This is a genomic window from Falsiroseomonas ponticola, from assembly GCF_016805305.1.
Classification (GTDB): Bacteria; Pseudomonadota; Alphaproteobacteria; order Acetobacterales; family Acetobacteraceae; genus Falsiroseomonas; species Falsiroseomonas ponticola.
On the sequence record NZ_JAERQN010000012.1, the window covers coordinates 163,650 to 185,076 of the forward strand.

The following is a 21,427-nucleotide window of genomic DNA, read 5'->3' on the forward strand; positions in this document are numbered from 1 at the left end:
GGGAGAGGGTTGGGGGTCAGGCGGCTTCGCCGGCCGCCTGGCCTTCGCGCACCGCGGACATCATCAGGCGCGGCGCCAGCGCATCCCCCACGGCGCGGACCGGCACGCCGGCGGCGCGCAGCGGCGCCAGCAGATCGTCGCGCGGCGTGCGGGGCGTGGCATGGGCGAAGAGGGAGACGCCGGGGATCTCCGTCTCCGCCCCCGTCAGCAGATGGCGGAGCGTGAGGGCGCCGCGCGAGAGGCGGATGGGTTCCTGGCAGGTCATGATCCAGACCTTGGCCGCGGCCAGGCGGCGATGGATGGCCTGCATGGTGAGGACGGGGCTGTCGCGGGCGATCACCTCCCGCGGCGTGACCAGCATCACGCGGTCGAAGTGGAGCGCGATGAGCAGCGTGGCGTCATAGGCGCCGGGCGTCGCATCCATGTCGAAGACCACGGCCAGGCTGCCGCGGCGGGTGGGGTCGGCCAGCAGGGCCGCGCTCGCGGCGCGGATGTCGAGGGCGGTGCCGTCCTGGTCGGTGAAGCCGGGGGGCGGGACCATGGTGGCGCCGGTGGCGAGCACCACCGCATCGGGGCGGAGCGCCAGCACGTCATCGGCCGTGGCGGGGGCGCCGAGGCGGCAATCGACGCCGGCGGCGCGGGCGCGGCGCAGGGATTGCGCGACGGCCAGGCCGATATCGCCGCAGCCGGGCAGCCGCGCATGCAGCGCGGCGGCGCCGCCCTGGCCAGTGCCGAGCAGCGTGACGGCATGGCCACGCTCCGCCGCCGCCGTCGCGGCCTGCAGCCCCGCCATGCCGGCACCGACCACGACGACGCGCTTCGCCGCCGGGGCGCGGGGCACGGCGGGGGCGGCATCGCGGGGCGTGCCGATATGCGGGTTCACGGAACAGGCGATGGCCGCGCCGCGATGGATCTCCCCCCAGCAGGTGTTGCAGTGGATGCAGGGGGTGATGGCGGCCTCTTGCCCGGCCTCCGCCTTGGCGGGCCAGAAGGGATCGGCCAGCAGGGGGCGCGCCAGCATGATGAGGTCGGCGGTGCCCTCGGCCAGCAATTCCTCCGCCAGGGCGGGCGTCGGCACGCGGCCGATGAAGCCGATGGGCACGGGGCCGGCGGCGGCACGCATCGCGGCGACCAGGTCGCGATAGGGGGCGACGGGTTCGTGCATGTCCGGCGCGTGGCGGTGCAGCGCCCAGCCATGGGCGTGGCTGCCCTGGCTGAAGGTCAACGCGTCCGGCGGCGCATCGGCGACGATGGCGGCGACCAGGCGCGCGGCCTCCGCCTGGTCGATGGAGCCGGGGACGAAATCATGCGCCGGCATCTTGAGGGCGATGACGAAGCCGGCGCCGCAGCGGGCGCGGATGGCGCGCAGGATCGCCCGCGTGAAGCGGGTGCGGCCGGCGATGTCCCCGCCCCAATCGTCGCTGCGGCGGTTGGTGACGGGGGAGAGGAACTGGAGGGGCAGGAAGCCATGGGCGGCGGAGACCTCCACCCCCGCGAAGCCGGCGCGCAGCAGGCGATGGGCGGTGTCGGCGTAGTCCTCGACCAGGCCTTCGATCTCGGCGGCGGTGAGGGTGCGGGGCACGGTCCAGGACATGCCATCCGCGACCGGGGAGGCACCGACGCTATCGAGGCCGCGCGCGCCGTGATGGGCGCTGCCGCCATGCCAGAGCTGGCCGATGGGCAGGGCGCCGTGGCGGGCGATGGCGGTGGCGAGCTTCTCCAGCCCCGGGCGCGTCGCTTCGTCATAAGCGGCGATGCGGACGGGGGTGGCGGCGGAGGGGGCGGCGCAGAGGGCTTCGGTGATCACCATCGCCGCGCCGCCGGCGGCGCGGGCGGCGAGGTGGTTGATGAGCGTGTCGGTGACGCGGCCGCCGGCGGGGAAGCGCGTGGACATGGCGGCATAGGCGATGCGGTTGCGAAGCCGCCGGCCGGCGAGGGTGATGGGGGTGAAGAGCATCTTCTTCTTCTTCGTTTCCTGGACAGGCACTGATCGAGGGGAGCCCCCCCTCCCCCAACCCCCGAGGGCCTTCAGGCGTGCAGGTGGCAGGCGACGCCGCCCTGGCCCTCGCCCGCGCTGGTCCAGGCGGGCATGTCGCGGGCGCATTGGGGCATGGCGTGGATGCAGCGGGGGTGGAAGGGGCAGCCGGGGGGCGGGTTCGCGGCGGAGGGAATCTCCCCGATGATGCGGGGCAGCACGCCGCGGCGGGACGGGTCCGGCAGGGGCGAGGCATCGCGCAGCATCTGGGCGTAGGGGTGCAGCGGGTTCGCCAGGACGCGCGACGCCGGACCTTCCTCCACGATGCGGCCGAGATACATGACCGCGACGCGGTCGCAGAACCAGCGGATGACGCTGAGGTCGTGGCTGACGAAGAGGAAGCTGAGGCCACGGCGCTGGCGGAGTTCCTGCATCAGCAGCAGCACCTGCGCCTGCACCGAGACATCGAGGGCGGAGACGGGTTCATCCGCGACGATCAGCTCCGGCTCCACCGTCAGGGCGCGGGCGATGCCGATGCGCTGGCGCTGGCCGCCGCTGAATTCATGCGGGAAGCGGTCGAGCGCGGCGGCCGGCAGGCCCACTTCCTCCAGCAGCGCGCCGGCGCGGCGGCGGGCTTCAGCGCCGGTTGCGATGCCATGGACCTGCATGGGCTCCATCAGGGCGGAGCCGATGGATTGGCGCGGGTCGAGGGAGGAATAGGGGTCCTGGAAGACGATCTGCATGCGGCGCCGCAGCGCCTTCAGCGCGGGGCCGCGCGCGGCCAGCACATCCTCCCCCTTCCAGCGGATGGTGCCGCCATCGGGCTCGATCAGGCGGAGCAGCGCGCGGGCGGCGGTGGATTTGCCGCAGCCGGATTCGCCGACCAGGCCGAAGGCCTCGCCCTGGTGGATGGTGAAGGAGACATCCTCCACCGCGCGGACCGTGACGGTCTTCGGCGTGGGGAAGCCCTTCTTGGAGACGAAATGCTTGCGGAGGTTCGCGACCTCGAGGACGGGGGCGGTCATTCGTTGCGGAGCTTCGGGTCGGTCGCGTCGCGCAGGCCGTCGCCGACCATGTTGAGGCCGAGCACCAGCAGCAGGATGGCGATGCCGGGGAAGACGGCGAGCCAGGGGGCGTCGAGGATGTTCTCGAACCCGTCGCGCGTCATGCCGCCCCAGGTGGGCGTCGGCGGCTTCACGCCGAGGCCGATGAAACTGAGCGAGGCCTCCACGCGCACGGCGGTGGCGAGCCAGAGCGTGCCCATCACCATCACCTCCGACAGGATGTTCGGCAGGATGTGGCGGAAGAGGATGCGGGTGTGGCTGAAGCCGAGCGCGCGGCCGGCCTCCACGAAGGCACGTTCCTTCAAGGCGAGTGTCGGCGCGCGGGCGACGCGGGCGAAGGGGGCGATGGCGGTGAGCGCGATGGCGACGACGAGGTTGACGAGTTCCGGCCCCAGCAGCGCCACGACGATGAGGCCGAGGATCAGCGAGGGGAAGGACAGCAGCACGTCCATCACCTGCATGACGAAGAGGTCGAACTTGCCGCCGATATAGCCGGAGACGAGGCCGATGGCGCCGCCGATGACCATGGCGGCGGCGATGGCGCCGAGCGAGACGGTGAGCGAGATGCGCGCGCCCCACATGAGGCGGGAGAGGATGTCGCGCCCGAACTGGTCGGTGCCGAGCCAGTAATCGGCGGAGGGCGGCTGCAGGCGGCTGATGATGTCCTGCTCCGCGGGGTCATGCGGCGCGAGCCAGGGGGCCAGCACGGCGGCCAGCACGATGGCCAGGCAGATCAGCGCGCCGGCCAGGGTGGTGGGGTTGCTGCGCGCCTTGCCGAGCGCCCGCTTCCAGGCGGGGATGGCGGCGGGGGCGACGAGTTCTGCGGCGCTGTCGCTCATGCCTGCTTCACCCGCGGGTCGAGGATTCCGTAGAGCAGGTCGGTGATGAGGTTCACCACGACGATGAGGAAGCAGTAGATGACCATCAGGCCCTGGAGCATCGTGTAGTCCCGCTGGTTCAGCGCGCCGACGATGATCTTGCCGAGGCCGGGGCGGTTGAAGACGATCTCCGTCAGCACGGAATTGCCGAGCAGGATGCCGACATAGAGGCCGACGACGGTGACGATGGGGATGGAGGCGTTGCGCAACCCATGCACCCAGACCACGCGGCGCCAGGGCACGCCCTTGGCGCGGGCGGTGCGGATGTAGTCTTCGCCCAGCGATTGCAGCATGGCGCTGCGCGTCACGCGCGTGATGTAGGCGGCCATGACCAGGCCGAGGGTGATGGCGGGCAGGATCAGCTTGTGCAGGCGGTCGCCGTAGTCTTCCAGGTTCGCGCTGCCGATGACCGGAAAGATCCTCCAATGGAGGGCGAAGGCCAGCAGGAGAAAGATGCCGGAGACGAAGACGGGGAAGCTGAGGCCGATCAGGGAGAGGATGCGCGCGCCGACATCGATGATGCCGTTGCGGTGCAGCGCGGCCCAGATGCCGACGGGGACGCCGACGATGATGCCGAAGATCATCGCGCCGACCGTCAGGTCGATGGTGTGGGGCAGCACGGCCGAGACCTCCGCCATGATGGGGCGGTTGGTCACCATGGAGTTGCCGAAATCGCCCATCAGCGCATTGCCGATGAAGCGGAAATACTGTTCCCAGAGCGAGGCATCGAGGCCGAGGCGGGTGCGCAGCGCGGCCACCGCCTCCGGTGTCGCCTGGTCGCCGAGGATGACCAGGGCGGGGTCGCCCGGGACGATGCGGACGATGACGAAGACCAGCGTCAGCACCGCGATCAGCGTCGGGATGGCGGCGAGGAGACGGCGGAGGACGAAGCCCATCATGGGGTGGGCGCGATCCGGCCAAGGTGCGCGCAACCCCCACCCCGACCCTCACCCGCAAGCGCGGGGGAGGGAGCAGTCACGTTGGGGGTGGGGGAGGTTCGCATCACCGGATGCGCGTCGCTTCGGTGATGAGCGGGCCGAGCGACATGCTGCCCTTCAGCTCATACCCGTAGTCCACATTGTCGCGGCGGGCGAAGACCAGCAGGGTTTCCAGCAGCGGCACGCCGCAGACATTCTCCAGCAGGATCTTCTGCGCCTCCGCCCAGAGGCGGCGCTGCTCCTCCAGGTTGGTGGAGACGCGCGCCGCGTCGATCTGGCTGTCGGCCTGGTCGCAATGGGAGAAGTTCGTCACCGCCGTCGGCGTCTGCACGCGCGAACGGCCGTGGTAGAACTGCGTCAGGTAGATGTCCGCCACCGGGAAGCGCGCGGCGGAGTAGTAGACGAGCGGCGAAAGGTCCTGGCGGATCTGCTGGTGCCAGGTCGCGTGCTCCACCACCTGCAGGTCGAGCGTGATGCCGGACCGGCGCAGCTGCTGCTGCACCACCTGCATCATGGTCAGCATCTCCGGCAGCTGGGTGTGGATGACGCGGATGGTCAGGCCGTTGGGATGCCCGGCCTCCGCCAGCAGGGCGCGGGCGCGGTTGCTGTCGAAGGGCAGCAGCGGCGTGGCGTTGGAGAAGCCGAGATAGCCGCGCGGCACCAGGCTCTGCCCTTCGCGCGTCACGTCCTGGCCGCGGAAGCGCACCAGCTCCGCCCGGTTCACGGCATGGGCGAGGGCGCGGCGGACGCGGATGTCGTTGAAGGGGGGCTGGCGGGTGTTGAGGTTGAGGATCGCGAGTTCACCGGGCTCGAAGACATCGACCACGGTGTTGGGGATCTGCCGCGTGCGGTTCAGCCAGGTCTGGTCCGCGCGGCCGTAATTCACGTCCAGCTCCCGGTTCTGGTAGGCCAGGTCGCGGGAGGCGTCGGAGGGGATGAAGCGGTAGGAGATGCGGGCGAGCTGCGGCGCGCCGCGGAAATATTGCTGGTGCGCGACGAGTTCGGCGGACTGGTTCGGCGTGACGCGATCCAGCGCGAAGGGGCCGGTGCCGATCGGGTTGCGGGCGAAGGCGTCGCCGCGTTCCTGCACCGCGCGGCGGCTGACGATGTAGCCGCCGGAGTAGTTCGTGAGGATGCCGAGCAGGCTCGGCACGTTCTCCCGCAGCGTGATGCGGACGGTGTAGGGATCGACCGCCTCCACCTTCTCGAAGGCACGGAAATCCGCGGCGAAGGCGGAGGTCGCGGCGGTGCCGGACTTGCCGAGGCTGAAGACCACGTCCTCCGCCGTCAGCTCCCCGAAGCCGCCATGGAACTGCACGCCGCGGCGCAGGTGGAAGGTCCAGGTCTTGCCATCCGCGCTGCTCTCCCAGCGCTCGGCCAGGTCGGGCTCGATCTCGGAGGGATCGATGGAGCCGGGCTTGAAGCGGACAAGCCCGTTGAACATCCAGGCCACGACCACGCGGTCAATGGTGGAGACGGCGAAATGCGGGTCGAGCCGCCCGACATCCTGCGCCGCCATGCCGACGCGCAGCGTCTGGCCTTGCGCCTGGGCGTCCTTCGGCACCGTGCCGATGGCCGCCGCCAGCGCCATCACGCTGCCGAGCAGCGCCGACTTGAATCCTCGCATTGCCTTGCCTTCCCCGTCCCAGTCGATGGCCCCTTCGGGGCCGTGTTCCTTCACGCCGCGACAGACTGCACCCGGAAACGCCCGATGTCGAAGGCATCGAGCGGCACGTCGGTGCGGCCATCCATCACCAGTTCCGAGAGCACGGCGCCGATGCCGGGCCCGGTCTGGAAACCTTCGCCGCAAAGGCCGAAGGCATGCAACAGGCCGGGCGTCGTGTGCGACGCGCCGATGACGGGAAACTTGTCGGGCATCTGGCCATCGGTGCCAGACCAGGACCGGATGACCATGGCATCGCGCAGCGCGGGCAGCACGGCGATGGCGCGCTGCATGGCGCCGAAGCTGGCCTGCGGGGTGGGACGCACGCTGAGCGCGGCCTCATCCCCCTCCCCGTGCCCGCCGCCGAAGATGACGTTGCCGCGGGGGATCTGGCGAAGGTAGAGGTCGCCGCCGACGACGCCCAGGCTGTTGCGGAGGAAATAGGGCAGCGGCTCCGTCACCAGCATGTTGGGGTGTAGGGGCGCGACCGGCACGGGCTCCCCGAACCTGGCCGCGACCTCGCCGCCCCAGAAGCCGGCGCAGTTCAGCAGCCAGGGGGCGCGGAAGTCCTGGCCATTGGCCGTCACATGGAACAGCGCCCCGTCATGCGCCATGGCGGTGACGGCGTGGTGTTCGCGGATGCTGGCGCCGGCGGCCTTGGCGGCGCGGGCCAGGGCCGGGGCCAGCAGGCGGGGATTGGCGCTGCCATCCTCCTCCATCAGGCTGCCGGCGATGACGGTGTCGCTGAAATAGGGGTGCAGCTCGCGGATCGCGTTGCGGCCGATCATGCGCGGGCGCAGGCCGAATTCGGCGGCCTTGGCGTTCCAGTCCAGCAGGGACTGCTCCTCGGCCTCGCTGCGGGCGAGCTTGAGGTGGCCGCAGGGGTCGAATTCGGCGTCGGTGCCGGTCAGTTCGGGCAGCCGCGCCCAGATGGCGCGGGACTTGATGGCGAGCGGCAGGCCGGCGGGGTGGCGGCCCTGCTGGCGGACGCCGCCGTAGTTGGACCCCGTGGCCTGGCTGCCGACCAGGCCACGTTCCAGCAGGATGGTGGGGACGCCGCGGAGCGCCAGGTGAAGGGCGGCGGAGGTTCCTGCGCCGCCGCCCCCGATGATGATGACCTCGGCGTCCTGCTGCATCCGGCCTACTGAACGGGTATGGGTTTCACGGGGGGCTGGCCGCGCAGGCGGCCGACCGCATCGACCTTCACGCCCAGCGCATCGGCCAGAACCTCGGCGGCCGGCGGGCCGCAGAGGCGGCCCTGGCAGCGGCCCATGCCGACGCGGGAGAAGGCCTTGGCGCGGTTCATCTCCGGCGCCTCGGCCGCCGCGGCGGCGCGGAGTTCGCCGGCGCTGATCACCTCGCAGCGGCAGACCGAGACGCTGTCCGCCATCTTGGCCGCGAGCTTGGCGGGATAGGGGAAGGCGCGGTCGAGCGCGGCGCGGAAGCGGGCCTCCGTGCGCAGACGCGTATCCAGGTGGACGGTCAGCGCGGCGTCGGAAGGCAGATGGGCATCGGCCAGCAGGGCGAGCGCCGCGCGGGCGCCGGCGAGTTCCGCGACCTCCGCGCCGCCGATCCCCGCGCCGTCACCGGCCAGGAAGACGCCGGGCACGGGGGTGCGGCCGGCGGAATCGCGGCGGGGCACCCAGTTCTGCTGCTTCGTGTCGTAGTCGAAGGGCACGCCGGCCAGGTCCGCCAGCTGGCTTTCGGGCTTCAGCCCCCAGCCCAGCGCGACGGCGTCGCAGGGGGTGACGTGTTCCTTCCAGCCGGAATCGCGCCAGCGCAGCCCGGTGACCGCCGTATCACCCTCGATCGCGATCGGGGTCGCATCCTCCACATAGGGCACGCCGGAGAGGCGCAGGCGGAGGTCCATCAGCACGCCGCGCAGGAAGGTGGGCGTGTTCCAGAGCAGGCCGGAGGTCTCCCACGCCTTCTGGAGGAAGGGGGTGGTGTCCAGCACCAGGGCGGGCTTGGCGCCGGCCTTGATGTATTGCAGGGCCGTCAGGATCAGCAGCGGGCCGCTGCCGACCAGCACGGGGGACATGCCGATGCCCACCCCCTGGGCCTTGAGGGCGACCTGCGCGCCGCCCAGCGTGGTGACGCCGGGCATGGTCCAGCCCGGCATGGGCACCACGCGGTCCACCGCGCCGGTGCAGAGGATGAGGGCGTCGTAGCTGACCTCCCCCTGCTGGTTGCCGCCGGTAAGGGTCTGGAGCGTGCGGGTTTCCGGGCGGATGTTCCAGACCAGCGTATCCGGGCGCCAATCCGACCGGGCCTTCATGGCATCGAGCGTGGCGTGGAGGCGCTTCGCGCGGCCGGAATCGGCGCCGTAGAGCGAGGCGGCATCGCGCTGGAAGCCGGCCGGCGGGCGCTGGGTGATGCGGCCGCCGCCATCGGGGCTTTCCTCGATCCAGATCGGGCGGAGGCCCGACCGGACCAGCTGTTCCACGGCGCGGATGCCGGCCGGGCCGGCGCCAACCACGACAACACTCTTCATCGACGGATCACCTTCATCCCTGGTGCCGCCAATGTGGTGCAGGCGCGCCGGATTCCAGAGCCCTCCACCAGAACCCAGCAATCCTGGCAGGCGCCCATCCAGCAGAAGCCGGCCCGGCCGCCATCCCCGAATTCGCTGGTCCGCACATGGGCCAGGCCGCCCGCCAGCATGGCCGTCAGCAGCGTATCGTCTTGTTTTGCAACGATCTCGGCGCCGTCCACGGTGAAGGCGATGGCGGGCCGGTCCTGGTCCACCAGGCGCGTGACGGTCATGCCAGCGCCTCGAAACGGCAATTAACCTTAATCTCCCCGACAGTTGCGGAGTTCGGCAGGCGCAGCACCGTCTCCACCAGCACGGCCACATCCTCCGGCCGGCTCATCGCCTCCCGCGGCCATTTCGCCTTGGCGGTCATGTCGGTGGCGACGAAGCCGGGGCATACCGCGGTGGCGCGGATGCCATGTTCCCAGCCGAGGCGCCGGACCTCCTGCGTCAGGGCCACCACGGCGAACTTGCTCATGGCGTAGCCCAGATTCTCATTGGCCACGCGCTTGCCGGAGAGGGAGGCGAGGTTCACCACCCTGCCCTGCCCGCCGGCCACCAGATGCGGCCAGGCGGCGCGGATCAGCCGCATTGGCCCCTTCACGTTCACCCGCCATTGCTGGTCGATGGGGGTTTCGTCCGCGTCCAGCAGCCGGCCCATGGGGTTGATGCCGGCGGCGTTCACCACGGCGTCGATCCGGCCGAAGCGGGCCATGGCGGCGGCGACCCAGGCTTCCGAGGCCCCCTCCTGCTCCGCATCCCAGGGGTGGAGCATGAGGTCCGGCCCGGCGGCGAGCTTCGAGGCGCTGCCCCGGATGCCGGCGGAGACGAGCCAGCCGGAGCCGTGCAGGCGGCGCAGGATCTCCCGCCCGATGCCGCGGGTGGCACCGGTGATCAACACGACCCTGCCCACTGGATCAAGCACTGGCGAAGACCTTCCCTGTCGCGACGTGGCAGCGGGCGGCGTGGCCGGGGGCGGTCTCTGCCAGGACCTGTTCCTGCTCGCACCCCGCGCGGCGCTGCGGGCAGCGCGCGGCGAAGCGGCAGCCGGCCGGCATGGCATCCAGCGGCGGCACGCGGCCCGGAATGGCGGAGAGCGCCTGGCCCGCGGCATCGAGGCGCGGGATCGCGGAGAAGAGCGCCCGCGTATAGGGATGCTGGGGGCTGGCGAAGATGGCCTCGACCGGGCCCTGCTCCACGATCTCCCCGGCATACATGACGGCGACGCGATCCGCGATCTGCGCGACGACGCCGAGGTTGTGGGTGATGAAGACCACCGCCATGCCGTATTTCGCGCGGAGGTCGGCCAGCAGGCCGAGCACCTGCGCCTGGATGGTGACGTCGAGCGCGGTGGTCGGCTCATCCGCCAGCAGCACGGCCGGTTCGCAGGCCAGCGCGATCGCGATCATCACGCGCTGGCGCATGCCGCCGGAGAATTGGTGCGGGTATTCCGAGAGGCGCGTGGCGGCGGAGGGGATCTTCACCTCCTCGAACAGCTCCCGCGCCCGGGCCAGGGCCGCCTTGCGGTCCAGGCCCCGATGCAGGCGCAGCGCCTCCGCCACCTGGTCGCCGACGGTCATGACCGGGTTCAGGCTGGTCATCGGCTCCTGGAAGATCATCGCCATGCGGTTGCCGCGGACGGATTCCAGCTGCTTTTCCGTCAGGCCCGCGATGTCCTGCCCATCCAGCACGATGCGGCCGGCGGCGACGCGGCCATAAGGCGGCTGCACCAGCCCCATGACGGAGAGCGCGGTGACGGATTTGCCGCAACCGCTTTCGCCGACCAGGGCCAGCGTCTCGTTCCGGTTGAGGCGCAGCGACAGGTCCCGCACGGCGGGGTGCCAGCGCCCGCCGATGCGGAATTCGGTCCGGAGGCCGATGAGTTCGAGGGCCGGTCTGTCCATGCCCCGCCACGTTGCGCCAGCCCCGCGCGGGCTTCAAGCGGGTGACTAGAGCGTGACGAAACTTCCCTCTCGCGCGCTGCGCAGGATGGCCTCGATCGTCCGCTGGACGGAAAGACCGGAGGCGCCGCTGTTGCTGGGTGGACGTTTTTCCGCGATCGCGCCCAGGACCTCCGCGATCATGGAACGGTGGGGGCCGTGGTCGAAGGCCATGGGGTCCGCGCCGCCGCCGCCGGCGAGGCCACGGTCGAGGATCTCGACCGGTTGGCCCTTGAGGTGGAGTTCCAGCCGTTCGGCGACGAGGACCGCGCTGCCGCCGGTGCCCGCGATCTCGATGCGCTCGGGGAAGCCGGGCTCGGCGACCGTGGTGGCATCCAACACGCCGATGGCGCCGCTGGCGAAGTGGAGCGTGGCGGCGGCGATGTCCTCCGTATCGATGGACCGCAGCGGGCTGGTGACGGCGAGCGCGGCCAGGCGGTCCACGGGGCCGGCGAGGTGCAGCAGCAGATCGAGGGTGTGGATGGACTGCGTCAGCAGCACGCCGCCGCCATCCCGCGCCTTCATCCCCCGCCCCGGCTGGGCGAAATAGGCGGCATCGCGCCACCAGCGGATGGAGGCGGAGCAGGAGAGCAATTTCCCGAGCGCGCCGGAGTCGATGGCCTGCTTCAGGCGGAGCGAGGCGGGGCGGAAGCGGTGCTGGAACACCACCGCGAGGGTGATGCCGGCCGCGGCGTCGAGCAGGCGCTGGGCGCGCTCCGCGGTGATCTCGAGCGGCTTCTCCACCAGCACATGGCGGCAGGCGGCGGCGGCGGCCTGGACCATGGGGAGATGCGCGCCGGGCGGTGTCAGCACCAGCAGCAGGTCGCTGGCGGCGATCAGCGCATCCAGGCTGTCGAAGACCGGCACGGACCAGCGGGTGGCGAAGGCCGTGCGACGATCGGCGCTGGGGGAGAAGCCGCCGGCGATGCGGACCTGGCCCGCCGCCTCCAGGTCCCGCAGCGCGAGCATATGGGGCTGCGCGGCCATGCCGAGGCCGGCCAGTCCGACGCGGATCATGCTGATGTCTCCCGGAGCGCCGCGAGGCAGAGGACGTTGAGTTCGTTTTCGTAGGCGAGGCCGGCGCTGAGCGGCGCCTCCATCGCGTGCCGCACCGCGGCCTTCACGGCCTGGGTGGCGACGGGGGAATGGCTGGCCAGCCTGGCGCAGAGGGCCATGGCGGCGTCGTGCAGCGCCTCCTCCGCCACCAGCTGTTCGACCAGGCGGAGGCGGAGCGCTTCCCCGGCATCGATGGTGTCACCGGTGAGGAGCAGGCGGAGCGCCTGGCCGGTGCCGATGAGACGGGGAAGGAGCTGGGAGGCGCCGCCGCCGCCGACCCATCCCCGCGTGACCTCCGGGAAGCCGATGCGGGTGGAGGGGGCGGCGAGGCGGATATCGGCGGCCAGCGCCAGTTCGAACCCGCCGCCCAGCGCCCAGCCCTTCAGCGCCGCGACGACGGGCTTGCGGATGGACCGCACGGCGCCCGGATAGTCCGGGCGATGGCGGAAATCCCAGGCGGTCGGGAAGGCCTCGATGGCCTTGAGGTCCATGCCGGCGCAGAAGGCGCGCGGGCCGGCGCCTTCCAGCAGCACGGCGCGGATCGTGTCATCCGCGTTGATCGTGCGAGCGTGGTCGGAAAGCTGTTCGGCCATCCCGTTGGTGATGGCGTTGTGCTTGGCGGGGCGATCCAGCGTCAGGCGCGCGACCGCCCCTTCCCGATGCAGCAGGACCTGCCCGTCCATCCGTTTCCATCCCCGTTGTCGCGGGATAGCCTACAGCACGATCTGTCCGAATGGACAGATCTCGTGCTGTAGAAGCTGTTGTTTCTAAAGCACTATCGGTTCACACTGATTCAGTGTGAACCGATAGTGCTTTAGCGGCAAATCACTCGGAGGGAATGGGCGGGATGCGCAGGGTCTCGGCGGCGCAGGCGGCATCGCTGGTGCGGGATGGCGACACGCTGCTGATCGGCGGGTCGGGCGGCGGGCATGCGGTGCCGGATGCGCTGCTGGCGGCGCTCGGCCAGCGCTTCCGGGATGAGGGGCTGCCGCGCGGCATCACGGCGCTGCACCCCGTGGGGGTGGGCGATGGCGGCCAGCGCGGGATGGGGCATCTGGCGCAGAAGGGGCTGCTGCGGCGCAACATCGCAGGCAGCTTCGTCAACAGCCCGCCCGTGGGGCGCATGGCGCTGGACGATGAGATCGAGGCCTGGTCCCTGCCGCAGGGCGCGCTGTCGCAATTGATGCGGGAGATGGCGGCGGGGCGGATGGGGCTGTTCACCAAGACCGGGCTGCACACCTTCGTCGATCCGCGCCTGCAGGGCGGGCGGCAGAGCGCCTCCGCGAAGGAAGACCTCGTGACGCTGGAGGTGGTGCGGGGCGAGGAGATGCTGTTCTACAAGCCCTACCACATCGACATCGCCTTCCTCCGCGGCACCACGGCGGATGAGGATGGCAACGTCTCCATGGAGCAGGAGGCGGTGACCTTGGAGATGCTGAGCGAGGCGCAGGCGACGAAGCGCTGCGGCGGCATCGTGGTGGTGCAGGTGAAGCGCATGGCCGCGCGCGGCACGCTGCATCCGAAGATGGTGAAGATCCCGGGCATCCTGGTGGACCTGGTGGTGGTGGAGCCGGCGCAGGAGCAGACCTTCCTGGTGCCCTATTCCACCGCCTATTCGGGGGAGCTGCGCATCCCGCTGGATGACATCCCGGTCCTGAAGCAGGATTCGCGAAAAGTGGTGGCGCGAAGGGGGGCGCTGGAATTGTTTCCGCGCGCCATCTGCAACCTCGGTTCCGGCATCTTCACCGGCATCGCCAATGTGGCGGCGGAGGAAGGGTGCCTGGACGCCATCTGCCTGACCAATGAACAGGGCAATGTCGGCGGCGCGCCGGCGAGCGGGGGCGATGCGGGGGCGGCGATGAACCCGGATGCGCAGCTCGACCAGCCCTACCAGTTCGACTTCTACGATGGCGGCGGGCTCGACCTCGCCTTCCTCTCCTTCGCGGAATTCGATGCGGCGGGGAACGTCAATGTCTCCCGCTTCGGGGACAAGCTGATCGGGCCGGGGGGCTTCATCAACATCAGCCAGAACGCGAAGCGGGTGGTGTTCGGCGGCACGCTGACGGCGGGTGGCAAGCCCAAGGCGGTGGCACAGGTGGAGCAGATCACCTTCGCCGGCGCCTATGCGCGCGAGCGGGGGCAGCCCGTGCTGTATGTGACGGAGTGCGCGGTGTTCCGGCTGGGGGATGCCGGGCCGGAACTGGTGGAGATCGCGCCGGGGCTGACGGTGGAGGACATCGCGGCGCGGATGGGATTCCGCCCGGCGGTGGCGCCCGGCCTGCGGGCGATGGATGCGCGGTTGTTCGCGCCAGAGCCGATGGGGCTGAAGGCGGAGATCGCGGCGAAGCCGGGCAAGCCCGTGAACCCGCGGCTGGCGGCGCTGTGATCCTGGGCATCGAGGCGGGGGCGGCGGAGAGCTTCACCAAGGCGGTGACGGAGCGCGACCTGCTGCTGACCGCCGAGATCACCGGGGACCACGACCCGCTGCATGTGGACGAGGCCTATGCGGCCCGCACCGCCTACGGCCAGCGGATCGCGCATGGGGCGCTGGTGCTGGGGCTGCTTTCCTCCACCGCGTCGCGCATCGCGCACCGCGCCATCGCGGGCGGGGCGGAGGGCGTGCCCGTCTCCCTCGGCTATGACCGCGTGCGCTTCCTGGCGCCGGTCTTCGTGGGGGATGTGCTGACGGCGCATTACATGGTGGAAAGCATCGACCCGGTGCGCGGCCGCAGCGAGGCGGCGTGCGAGGTGGTGAAGGCCGATGGGACGCGCTGCCTGGTGGCGCGGCATATCCTCAAATGGGTGGCGGAATCCCGGTAACTGGGCGGTTCCCAAGCGGGCCGGGACCGCGCTAGCCTTCCCCTCCAGAGCCGGGCGCATGACCCGGCCGAACAATGGGGAGATAGTCCATGGAACGTCGCGCCTTGCTCGGCGGCATCGCCGCTGCCTCCGGCCTGCTGGCCGCACCGAATGTCGTCATCGCCCAGGCCCCGATCACGCTGAACGGCGCCAGCCAGTTCAATGACGAGCACGTCTTCAACCGCTGCATGACGCGGTTCGAGGAGCTGGTGAAGCAGTATTACGGCCGGCCGATCAACTTCGTGATGCACAAGAACAGCTCGCTGGGGCTGGAGAAGCAGTTCTTCGAATACATGTCGGCCGGCCGCGCGGTGGACTACGCCATCGTCAGCCCCGCCCACATGTCCACCTTCAGCCGCGCCGCCCCCTTCATCGACGCGCCCTTCCTGTTCCGCGACCTCGCCCATTGGAACACGGTGCTGGACCAGGACCTGTTCAAGCCGGTGGCGGATGAGGTGGCGCGCCGCGCCCGGGTGGAGCTGATCGGCTATGCCGGCGGCGGCATCCGCAACATCTTCTCCTCCCGCCCCGCCCGCAACATGGCGGAGCTGCGCGGGCTTCGCGTGCGCGTGCAGGGCGCGCCGATCTGGTCCCGCACCTTCCAGGCGATCGGCATGGCGCCGCAGGTCATCGCCTATAACGAGGTGTACAACGCCATCCAGAACAACGTCATCGAGGCCGGCGAGAACGAGGCCGCGGGCGTCGAGCAGATGCGGTTCTTCGAGGTGGGGCCGAACCTGCTGATGACGCAGCACGCCATCACCATCCGGCCGCTCTGCTTCTCCTCCCAGACGCTGGCGCGCCTGCCGCGGGAGCTGCAGGAGGCGATCCGCCGCGCGGGCAAGGAGGCCGGCGTCTTCGGCCGCCAGACCGAGAGCAGCGAGGATGAGCAGAAGGTGGCGGCACTGGAAGCCGCGGGCCGGCTGCGGCGCATTCCCTTCACGGAGCGCGCGCAGATGAACGCCGCCGTGCTGCCCGTGATGGCGGCCTATGCGCGGGAGATCGATGCCGAGGGCATCCAGACCCGCATCAACGCCATCACCTCGTAAGGCGATCCGCGGGGTGGCGCGTGCCACCCCGCTTCCTGTCCCGCCCCTGCAAGGAATACACCGCATGGCGCCGCAATCCGGCGTTCGTGGCGCCCTTCGACGCTTCAACGAACTCTATGCCCGCTTCCTGGAATGGCTGCTGGTCTTCTCGGTCGCCAGCATCATCCCGCCCGTGGCGCTGCAGATCTTCGCGCGCTTCACGGAGCTGCTGCCGCGCTACATCTGGACGGAGGAGGCGAGCCGCTTCCTGCTGGTCTGGACCGTGATGGTCGGCGCCATGGTCGCGATCCGGGAGGGCACGCATTTCAACGTGGACCTCTTCCCGAACCTCAAGGGCCGTGGCCGCGCGGCGGCCGACCTGCTGGCGGGGTTCTTCGTCGTGGTCTTCGCGGTGATCTTCGTCTGGTATGGCTGGGAATTCACCGACAGCGCCTGGTACCGCATCAGCGAATTGGCGGAACTTCCGCTCTGGACCATCTACATCGCCTGGCCCGTCGCGGGGCTGAGCTTCCTGATCTTCATGGCGGAGCGCGTCTGGGATGACCTGGCGGTGCTGACCGGTGCCGAGGAACCCCGCGCATGATGGCCTCCACCCTCACGGCCGGGCAGGCCGCGGCGTTCCTGTTCGGCGGCTTCTTCGGGCTGCTCTTCCTGCGCGTGCCGGTTGCCATCGCGCTCGGCCTGGCCTGCCTGCCGCCGCTGCTGCTGGAAGACCGCCTCTGGCCCATGATCCTGGTGCAGGAGACCTTCAACGGCTTCAACAGCTTCATCCTGATCGCGGTGCCCTTCTTCCTGCTGGCCGCGAACCTGATGAACATCGGCGGCATCACGGACCGGCTGGTCCGCTTCTCCCGCGCCATCGTCGGCCACATGCCGGGCAGCCTCGCGCAGATCAACGTCGTGCTCTCGATCTTCTTCGCGGGCATCTCCGGCAGCTCGACCGCGGATGCGGCCAGCCAGTCCAAGATCTTCATCGATGCGCAGCGGAAGGAGGGGTATGATGACAGCTTCTCCGTCGCCATCACCGCCGTCTCCGCGGTGCTCGCCGTCATCATCCCGCCCTCCATCCTGATGATCGTCTGGGGCGGCGTGCTGACGGTCTCGATCGGCGGGCTGTTCCTGGCGGGCGTGCTGCCGGGGCTGCTGATCGGCGTGGCGCAGATGGCCACCGTGCATGTCTATGCGAAGATCCGGAATTACCCGACCTATACGCGGGCGACGTTCAGGGAATTCATCGCCTCCTTCATCGTTTCCGTGCCCGCGCTGATGACGCCCTTCATCATCATCGGCGGCAAGATCTTCGGCTGGTTCACGGCGACGGAAGCGGCCTGCATCGCCGTGCTCTATGCCGGCGCGCTGTCCATCTTCGTCTACCGGGAGATGGACCTGAAGGGGCTGAAGACCGCCTTCATGGATACGGGCAAGCTGTCCGGCATCACGCTGTTCTGCGTCGGCACCGCCTCCGCCTTCGGCTGGCTGCTGGCCTACTACAAGATCCCCGAGGCGATGCTGTCGGGCGTCATCGCCTGGGACATGGGGCCGGCGCTGACGGGCTTCTTCATCGCGGGCGTCTTCCTGATCGTCGGCTGCTTCCTGGATGCCATCCCGGCCATCATCATTGTCGGCACCATCCTGCAGCCCATGGCGGAACATGCGGGGCTGCATCCCATCCACTTCGCGATGATCTCCATCGTGTCGCTGGCCTTCGGGCTTGTGACGCCGCCCTATGGGCTCTGCCTGATGATCGCCTGTTCGGTGGCGGGCATCCGCATCACGGATGCGCTGAAGGACACGCTGATCATGCTGGTGCCGATGCTGGCGGTGCTGGCGACGCTGATCCTGTGGCCGGACATGGCGCTGCTGCTGCCGCGGCTGATCGAGCCGGATTTTCTCAAATAGGGTTGCCAGGGGTGGGGGCGCCTCCCTCACCCAACCCTCACCACCGTGCGGGGGAGAGGGCTTTTCGAGGGGCGGGGGAAGCGCCACCTTGGGCGGGTGACGAACCCCTCCCCCGCCCGCGCACCGATCACCTCGCTGCGCCTGCTGCTGCCGCAGCTTCGCCCCTACCTGCCACGGGCCATCGGCGCCGTCGTCGCGCTGCTGCTGGCGGCGGCCATGACGCTGGCCATCGGCCAGGGGCTGAAGGGGCTGATCGACAACGGCTTCAGCGAAGGCGCGGAGGGGCTGGACAGCGCGGCGCTGGCCATGGGGGGCATCGTCGCCGTCCTCTCGGTCGCGACCTCCGCCCGCTACTACCTGGTGTCCTGGCTGGGGGAGCGGGTGGCGGCGGATCTCCGCCGGCGGGTCTTCGACCATGTGCTGTCCCTCTCGCCGGCCTTCTTCGAGACGGCGCGGACGGGCGACATCCTGTCGCGCATGACGGCCGACGTGGCGCTGCTTCAAAGCCTGATCGGCTCCGCCATCTCCATGGGGCTGCGCAACGCCATCACGGGTGCGGGGGCGCTGGTGATGCTGGTGGCGACCAGCGCCAAGCTGGCCGGCATCATGCTGGTGGTGCTGCCGCTGGTGGTGGTGCCGCTGGTGCTGTTCGGGCGGCGGGAACGGCGGCTGTCCAAGACCGCGCAGGAACGCGTGGCGGACCTGGCCGCGACGGCGGAGGAAGCGCTGAACGGGCTGCGCATCGTGCAGGCCTTCACGCATGAACCGCAGGACCGCAGGCGCTTCGCGGCGGAGGTGGAGCGTTCCGTCGCCGCGGCGCTGCGGCGCATCGCATCCCGCACCGCGTTGATCCTGGCCGTCATCCTCTTCGGCTTCGGCGCCATCACCTTCAGCCTCTGGGTCGGCGGGCGGGATGTGGTGGAGGGGCGGATGACGGGCGGCGACCTCTCCGCCTTCGTCTTCTACGCCATGCTGCTGGCTTCCTCGAGCGCCACGATGAGCGAGCTGTGGGGCGAGATCCAGCGCGCGGCGGCGGCGGCGGACCGGCTGCTGGAGATCCTGGCGGCGAAGCCCGCCATCGCCGCGCCGGCCAGCCCGGTGGCGCTGCCCGTGCCGGCGGCCGGGCGCCTGGCCTTCGAGGCGGTGGGCTTCCGCTACCCGACGCGGCCGGACGCGCCGGCGCTGGACGGCTTCTCCCTGGTGGTCGAGCCCGGGGAGACGGTGGCGCTGGTCGGACCCTCCGGCGCCGGCAAGACCACCGTCTTCCAGCTGCTGCTGCGCTTCTACGACCCGCAATCGGGCCGCGTGCTGGTGGATGGCGTCGATGTCAGCCAGGCGGATCCGGCGGCGCTGCGCGCGCGGATCGGCATCGTGCCGCAGGATGCCGCGATCTTCTCCGCCAGCGTGGCGGAGAATATCCGCTACGGGCGCCCCGATGCATCCGATGCCGAGGTGCGGGCGGCGGCGGAGGCGGCGGCGGCGGACCGGTTCATCGCGAAGCTGCCGCAGGGCTACGACACGCATCTGGGCGCGCGGGGCGTCACGCTCTCCGGCGGGCAGCGGCAGCGGATCGCGATCGCGCGCGCCATCCTGCGCGATGCGCCGATCCTGCTGCTGGACGAGGCGACGAGCGCGCTGGATGCGGAAAGCGAGCAGGCGGTGCAGCAGGCGCTGGAGGCGCTGTCGCGGGGCCGCACCACGCTGGTGGTGGCCCACCGCCTGGCCACCGTGCGCAATGCCGACCGGATCGTGGTGATGGAGGCCGGGCGGATCGTCGCCATCGGCCGGCATGAGGCGCTGGTGCGGGAGGGCGGGCTCTATGCCCGGCTCGCGGCGCTGCAGTTCGGGGAGAACTGAGGCGGGGCCGCCTGCCCCGCTCCCCCCCCGGGGGCAGGGGTCAGATGCCCTCGAACAGCCTCGTGCTGAGGTAGCGTTCGGCGAAGCTCGCGGCGATGCCGACGACCAGGCGGCCCTTCATGGCGGGGTTGCGCGCCACTTCCAGCGCCGCATGCAGCACGGCGCCGGAGGAGATGCCGATGGGCAGCCCCTCCTCCCGCGCGCAGGCGCGGGCGGCGGCCAGGGCCTCGCGCTCCGACACCCGCATGACGGCATCCAGCTTCTCCAACTCCAGCACGGAGGGGCGGAAGCCGGCGCCGATGCCCTGGATGTCGTGCGGCCCGGCTTCCTCGCCGGACAGCACCGCCGATTCGGCGGGTTCCACGCCGATGATGCGCAGTGTCGCGCGGCGCGGCTTCAGGGCCCGGGCGATGCCGGTGAGGGTGCCGCCGGTGCCGACGCCGCCGATGATGGCATCGACATCGCCGGCGGTGTCGGCCCAGATCTCCTCGGCCGTCGTCGCCTCATGCACCGCGGGGTTGGCGGGGTTGTCGAACTGCTTCGGCATCCAGGCGCCGGGGGTGGCGGCGATGATCTGTTCCGCGCGCTGGATGGCACCCGCCATGCCGCGGCGGGCGGGGGTGAGTTCCAGCTCCGCCCCCATCAGCTTCATCATCTTGCGCCGTTCGATGCTGGCGCCGTCCGGCATCACGACGATCAGGCGATAGCCCTTGGCGGCGGCCACGAAGGCCAGCGCGATGCCGGTATTGCCGGAGGTGGGCTCCACCAGCGTGGAGCGGCCGGGGGCGATCAGGCCCTCGCGCTCCGCGGCCTCCACCATCGCCAGGCCGATGCGGTCCTTCACCGAGCCGAGCGGGTTGAAGAATTCGAGCTTGAGGGCGAGGCGGGCGGCCAGGCCTTCCTTCGCCTCCAGCCGCGGCAGCCGGACGATCGGCGTATTGCCGACGATGTCGAGCACGCTGCCATGCACGCGCCCCGCGGGCGGGGCGGCGGCGCGGGCGGCGGGGGGGGTCTTCCGGCTGGAACGGTCGGGCATGCAGGGGAGCCTTCGGCTGCGCGCGGCGTTTCTGCGGGTGTTCTGGCCCGGCGCCGGGCGCCTGTCCATGCCGGGGCTGGCAAATCACGTCGATACGATGTAAATAACCTCGTCTCCAACGCGCGGGAATCGAGAAAAATGCTGCTCCGCCAGGACCGTGTCATGACCGCCATCGCCGTGATGCTGGATGTGGGCTTCCACGCCGGGCGCGGGGGGGAAGTGACGGGCGGTGCCGAGGTGGCGGAGCGGATGGGCGCGGCGCGGCGGGGGATCGAGCCGGTGTTCCAGGCGCTGTCGCGCACCGGGCTGCTGGACAGCGTGCGCGGGCCGCGCGGGGGCTACCGGCTGGGGCGGCGGCCGCGGGACATCAAGCTGATCGAGATCGTCAGCGCCGTGACGGAGGAGCCGGAGGCGATGCCCGGCGACCTCTCCGGCAAGCTGCAGGTGGCGGTGGTGGCGCCGCTGTGGCGGGAGCTGGAGGACGGGCTGCGGGAACGCCTGGCGGCACAGACGCTGGATGACCTGCTGAAGCGCGCCCAGGCCGCCGGGCTCAAGCGGCCGACGACGGAGCCGCTGAACTTCGCGATCTGACGCGCCCCGGGGCGGGCGGATGGGCCGCCCGCCTTTAAGCGAACAGTAGGACGGTATCGGCATCCTCCGGCCGCTAACCCGGAGAAGAA

At 70.7% G+C, this 21,427-nt stretch carries 20 protein-coding genes; 7 read left to right on the forward strand and 13 right to left on the reverse strand.

The window, feature by feature from the left end; translation table 11 throughout:
- Window positions 1-16: 16 nt before the first annotated feature.
- The 12 genes from JJI54_RS27015 to JJI54_RS27070 all read right to left on the reverse strand — a co-directional run bounded on the left by JJI54_RS27015 (window position 17) and on the right by JJI54_RS27070 (window position 12,730).
- Complete coding sequence (locus JJI54_RS27015) at window positions 17-1,957, reverse strand: oxidoreductase (protein WP_203076525.1); 1,941 nt, start codon at window positions 1,955-1,957, stop codon at window positions 17-19.
- Between the two features lie 71 nt (window positions 1,958-2,028).
- Window positions 2,029-3,000, reverse strand: a complete 972-nt coding sequence (locus JJI54_RS27020) for an ABC transporter ATP-binding protein (RefSeq protein WP_203076526.1) — start codon at window positions 2,998-3,000, stop codon at window positions 2,029-2,031.
- Window positions 2,997-3,878, reverse strand: coding sequence for an ABC transporter permease (locus JJI54_RS27025; protein WP_203076527.1), 882 nt, complete (start codon window positions 3,876-3,878; stop codon window positions 2,997-2,999). Before JJI54_RS27025 ends, JJI54_RS27020 begins: the two co-directional genes overlap by 4 nt.
- Window positions 3,875-4,816, reverse strand: coding sequence for an ABC transporter permease (locus JJI54_RS27030; protein WP_203076528.1), 942 nt, complete (start codon window positions 4,814-4,816; stop codon window positions 3,875-3,877). The genes JJI54_RS27025 and JJI54_RS27030 overlap by 4 nt, the downstream gene beginning before the upstream one ends.
- Window positions 4,817-4,919: 103 nt before the next feature.
- Window positions 4,920-6,482, reverse strand: coding sequence for an ABC transporter substrate-binding protein (locus JJI54_RS27035; RefSeq protein ID WP_203076529.1), 1,563 nt, complete (start codon window positions 6,480-6,482; stop codon window positions 4,920-4,922).
- A gap of 50 nt (window positions 6,483-6,532) precedes the next feature.
- Window positions 6,533-7,654, reverse strand: a complete 1,122-nt coding sequence (locus JJI54_RS27040; protein WP_203076530.1) for an NAD(P)/FAD-dependent oxidoreductase — start codon at window positions 7,652-7,654, stop codon at window positions 6,533-6,535.
- Between the two features lie 5 nt (window positions 7,655-7,659).
- Window positions 7,660-9,012, reverse strand: coding sequence for an NAD(P)/FAD-dependent oxidoreductase (locus JJI54_RS27045; protein WP_203076531.1), 1,353 nt, complete (start codon window positions 9,010-9,012; stop codon window positions 7,660-7,662).
- The gene (locus tag JJI54_RS27050; protein WP_203076532.1) at window positions 9,009-9,284 is read right to left on the reverse strand and encodes a (2Fe-2S)-binding protein; all 276 of its coding nucleotides are present in this window, start codon (window positions 9,282-9,284) and stop codon (window positions 9,009-9,011) included. Before JJI54_RS27050 ends, JJI54_RS27045 begins: the two co-directional genes overlap by 4 nt.
- Window positions 9,281-9,952, reverse strand: a complete 672-nt coding sequence (locus JJI54_RS27055; protein ID WP_318987592.1) for an SDR family NAD(P)-dependent oxidoreductase — start codon at window positions 9,950-9,952, stop codon at window positions 9,281-9,283. Before JJI54_RS27055 ends, JJI54_RS27050 begins: the two co-directional genes overlap by 4 nt.
- A 16-nt stretch (window positions 9,953-9,968) precedes the next feature.
- On the reverse strand, window positions 9,969-10,955 hold the full coding sequence (locus tag JJI54_RS27060; RefSeq protein WP_203076534.1) for an ABC transporter ATP-binding protein: 987 nt from the start codon (window positions 10,953-10,955) through the stop codon (window positions 9,969-9,971).
- 45 nt (window positions 10,956-11,000) lie between these two features.
- The gene (locus JJI54_RS27065; RefSeq protein ID WP_203076535.1) at window positions 11,001-12,008 is read right to left on the reverse strand and encodes a Gfo/Idh/MocA family protein; all 1,008 of its coding nucleotides are present in this window, start codon (window positions 12,006-12,008) and stop codon (window positions 11,001-11,003) included.
- Window positions 12,005-12,730 carry an enoyl-CoA hydratase/isomerase family protein gene (locus tag JJI54_RS27070; protein ID WP_203076536.1) on the reverse strand — a complete coding sequence of 242 codons (726 nt, stop codon included), beginning with the start codon at window positions 12,728-12,730 and terminating at the stop codon, window positions 12,005-12,007. The genes JJI54_RS27065 and JJI54_RS27070 overlap by 4 nt, the downstream gene beginning before the upstream one ends.
- A 164-nt stretch (window positions 12,731-12,894) precedes the next feature.
- On the opposite strand from JJI54_RS27070, the gene JJI54_RS27075 reads away from it, so the two are divergent.
- The 6 genes from JJI54_RS27075 to JJI54_RS27100 all read left to right on the forward strand — a co-directional run bounded on the left by JJI54_RS27075 (window position 12,895) and on the right by JJI54_RS27100 (window position 19,711).
- Entirely contained in the window at window positions 12,895-14,433 is a 1,539-nt protein-coding gene (locus JJI54_RS27075) for an acyl CoA:acetate/3-ketoacid CoA transferase (protein WP_203076537.1), read from the forward strand.
- The gene (locus tag JJI54_RS27080) at window positions 14,430-14,867 is read left to right on the forward strand and encodes a MaoC/PaaZ C-terminal domain-containing protein (protein WP_203076538.1); all 438 of its coding nucleotides are present in this window, start codon (window positions 14,430-14,432) and stop codon (window positions 14,865-14,867) included. The genes JJI54_RS27075 and JJI54_RS27080 overlap by 4 nt, the downstream gene beginning before the upstream one ends.
- Window positions 14,868-14,956: 89 nt before the next feature.
- On the forward strand, window positions 14,957-15,955 hold the full coding sequence (locus tag JJI54_RS27085) for a TRAP transporter substrate-binding protein (protein ID WP_203076539.1): 999 nt from the start codon (window positions 14,957-14,959) through the stop codon (window positions 15,953-15,955).
- Window positions 15,956-16,019: 64 nt separating this feature from the next.
- Window positions 16,020-16,538 carry a TRAP transporter small permease gene (locus JJI54_RS27090; protein ID WP_203076540.1) on the forward strand — a complete coding sequence of 173 codons (519 nt, stop codon included), beginning with the start codon at window positions 16,020-16,022 and terminating at the stop codon, window positions 16,536-16,538.
- The gene (locus JJI54_RS27095; protein WP_203076541.1) at window positions 16,535-17,854 is read left to right on the forward strand and encodes a TRAP transporter large permease; all 1,320 of its coding nucleotides are present in this window, start codon (window positions 16,535-16,537) and stop codon (window positions 17,852-17,854) included. The genes JJI54_RS27090 and JJI54_RS27095 overlap by 4 nt, the downstream gene beginning before the upstream one ends.
- 96 nt (window positions 17,855-17,950) lie before the next feature.
- Entirely contained in the window at window positions 17,951-19,711 is a 1,761-nt protein-coding gene (locus JJI54_RS27100; protein ID WP_203076542.1) for an ABC transporter transmembrane domain-containing protein, read from the forward strand.
- A gap of 40 nt (window positions 19,712-19,751) precedes the next feature.
- Here JJI54_RS27100 and cysK read toward each other — a convergent pair whose 3' ends face one another.
- Window positions 19,752-20,747, reverse strand: a complete 996-nt coding sequence (cysK, locus tag JJI54_RS27105; protein ID WP_203076543.1) for a cysteine synthase A — start codon at window positions 20,745-20,747, stop codon at window positions 19,752-19,754.
- Window positions 20,748-20,885: 138 nt separating this feature from the next.
- Here cysK and JJI54_RS27110 point away from each other — a divergent pair, with 138 nt between their 5' ends.
- Entirely contained in the window at window positions 20,886-21,338 is a 453-nt protein-coding gene (locus JJI54_RS27110; protein WP_203076544.1) for an RrF2 family transcriptional regulator, read from the forward strand.
- The last annotated feature ends 89 nt before the right edge of the window (window positions 21,339-21,427 follow it).

Excerpts from the sequence above, each read along its gene's own strand:
- JJI54_RS27015 (WP_203076525.1), bottom strand. The coding sequence starts at position 1,957 with ATGCTCTTCACCCCCATCACCCTCGCCGGCCGGCGGCTTCGCAACCGC.
- JJI54_RS27020 (WP_203076526.1), bottom strand. The coding sequence starts at position 3,000 with ATGACCGCCCCCGTCCTCGAGGTCGCGAACCTCCGCAAGCATTTCGTC.
- JJI54_RS27025 (WP_203076527.1), bottom strand. The coding sequence starts at position 3,878 with ATGAGCGACAGCGCCGCAGAACTCGTCGCCCCCGCCGCCATCCCCGCC.
- JJI54_RS27030 (WP_203076528.1), bottom strand. The coding sequence starts at position 4,816 with ATGATGGGCTTCGTCCTCCGCCGTCTCCTCGCCGCCATCCCGACGCTG.
- JJI54_RS27035 (WP_203076529.1), bottom strand. The coding sequence starts at position 6,482 with ATGCGAGGATTCAAGTCGGCGCTGCTCGGCAGCGTGATGGCGCTGGCG.
- JJI54_RS27040 (WP_203076530.1), bottom strand. The coding sequence starts at position 7,654 with ATGCAGCAGGACGCCGAGGTCATCATCATCGGGGGCGGCGGCGCAGGA.
- JJI54_RS27045 (WP_203076531.1), bottom strand. The coding sequence starts at position 9,012 with ATGAAGAGTGTTGTCGTGGTTGGCGCCGGCCCGGCCGGCATCCGCGCC.
- JJI54_RS27050 (WP_203076532.1), bottom strand. The coding sequence starts at position 9,284 with ATGACCGTCACGCGCCTGGTGGACCAGGACCGGCCCGCCATCGCCTTC.
- JJI54_RS27060 (WP_203076534.1), bottom strand. The coding sequence starts at position 10,955 with ATGGACAGACCGGCCCTCGAACTCATCGGCCTCCGGACCGAATTCCGC.
- JJI54_RS27065 (WP_203076535.1), bottom strand. The coding sequence starts at position 12,008 with ATGATCCGCGTCGGACTGGCCGGCCTCGGCATGGCCGCGCAGCCCCAT.
- JJI54_RS27070 (WP_203076536.1), bottom strand. The coding sequence starts at position 12,730 with ATGGACGGGCAGGTCCTGCTGCATCGGGAAGGGGCGGTCGCGCGCCTG.
- JJI54_RS27075 (WP_203076537.1), top strand. The coding sequence starts at position 12,895 with ATGCGCAGGGTCTCGGCGGCGCAGGCGGCATCGCTGGTGCGGGATGGC.
- JJI54_RS27085 (WP_203076539.1), top strand. The coding sequence starts at position 14,957 with ATGGAACGTCGCGCCTTGCTCGGCGGCATCGCCGCTGCCTCCGGCCTG.
- JJI54_RS27090 (WP_203076540.1), top strand. The coding sequence starts at position 16,020 with ATGGCGCCGCAATCCGGCGTTCGTGGCGCCCTTCGACGCTTCAACGAA.
- JJI54_RS27095 (WP_203076541.1), top strand. The coding sequence starts at position 16,535 with ATGATGGCCTCCACCCTCACGGCCGGGCAGGCCGCGGCGTTCCTGTTC.
- cysK (WP_203076543.1), bottom strand. The coding sequence starts at position 20,747 with ATGCCCGACCGTTCCAGCCGGAAGACCCCCCCCGCCGCCCGCGCCGCC.
- JJI54_RS27110 (WP_203076544.1), top strand. The coding sequence starts at position 20,886 with ATGCTGCTCCGCCAGGACCGTGTCATGACCGCCATCGCCGTGATGCTG.